Here is a 1,268-nt window from a genome sequence, read left to right on the forward strand (position 1 = left end):
AATACGACAATGAAAAGACAAACCTACACTCCTGAGATTAAAGATCGCGCCGTTCGTATGCTGATCGAAGCAGCAAACGACTATCCCTCCACATGGTCAGCTATTCAAGCCATTGCCCCTAAAATTGGCTGCACACCTGAAACCCTGCGATCCTGGCATAAAAAGCACATTGATAAAACCATACCAGCTAATATTCAAGCCCAAGATCAAGCTGCACGTATTAAAGAGCTTGAACGCGAGAATAAAGAGCTCAAGCAAGCCAATGAGATTATACGTAAGGCTGCTGCTTTTTTCGCCCAGGCGGAGCTCGACCGTCCACCCAGATAATGGTTCAGTTTATTGATGACTATAGAGGTAGTTATGGGGTCGAGCTGATTTGTAGAGTACTACCGATTGCCCCGTCAACTTATTATCTTGCTAAAGACCTAGAAGATAGTCCTGAAAAGCGTTCACTGCGCAGACAGCATGACGACTATTATCTCAGCGAGATTAAGCGTATTTGGCAGGACAGCAAATGCCGCTATGGTGTGCGTAAAGTCTGGCAGCAGATGAAGGCGGACGGACTAAAGGTTGCTCGTTGTACCATAGAGCGATTAATGAGACAGTACGGCCTACAAGGCGTCTGGCGTGGCAAAGGCAAGATTACAACCAACAGCCGTGACGGCCAAAAGCGCGCTGATGACTTGGTTAATCGCAACTTCAATGCCCATCGTCCTAACCAGCTTTGGGTCGCTGACTTTACTTATATCAAGACGACAAGCGGCTGGGTATATACCGCTTTTATTATTGATGTGTTTGCTCGTGCCATTGTGGGCTGGAAAGTCTCTAATCGCATGAACACCGATATGGTGATGGCGGCGTTAAATCAGGCGATAGCAGATAGGAACAATCCTAAGGATGTCATTCATCACAGTGATCGCGGGGTTCAGTACTTATCTATTCGCTACACTGATAAGATGGCTGACAGCGGTGTTATTGCTTCTGTTGGCACAACAGGCGATTCATACGACAATGCCTTAGCTGAAACGGTCAATGGGCTTTATAAGTCTGAGGTGATTCATTATTTAAAGCAGAACTGGACTGGCGTTAATGATGTTGAATTAGCCACGCTTGATTGGGTGGACTGGTTTAACAAGAAGCGTCTACATAGCACCATCGGTTATGTGTCACCCTTTGAGTTTGAAAAGCGGTACTATGATAGTTTAATCATGTCAGGCATTGCTGCCTGACTCAAGTAAATCACTCTCCGATATACTCGGGGCGGTTCA

General features: G+C 46.1%; 1 protein-coding gene and 1 other annotated feature. The gene reads left to right on the forward strand.

Annotated features, from left to right (window positions below):
* Positions 1–9: 9 nt before the first annotated feature.
* Positions 10–1,229 (forward strand): IS3 family transposase gene (locus JMX13_RS13535; RefSeq protein ID WP_413786327.1). Its coding sequence is split into 2 segments (ribosomal slippage): positions 10–298 and positions 298–1,229, totalling 1,221 coding nucleotides; the frame shifts between segments, so codons are not numbered across the junction.
* Positions 285–401, forward strand: a sequence feature (AL1L pseudoknot). (Overlaps the previous gene by 117 nt.)
* Positions 1,230–1,268: the final 39 nt, after the last annotated feature.

Source organism: Psychrobacter immobilis (genome assembly GCF_904846285.1).
Classification (GTDB): domain Bacteria; phylum Pseudomonadota; class Gammaproteobacteria; order Pseudomonadales; family Moraxellaceae; genus Psychrobacter; species Psychrobacter immobilis_D.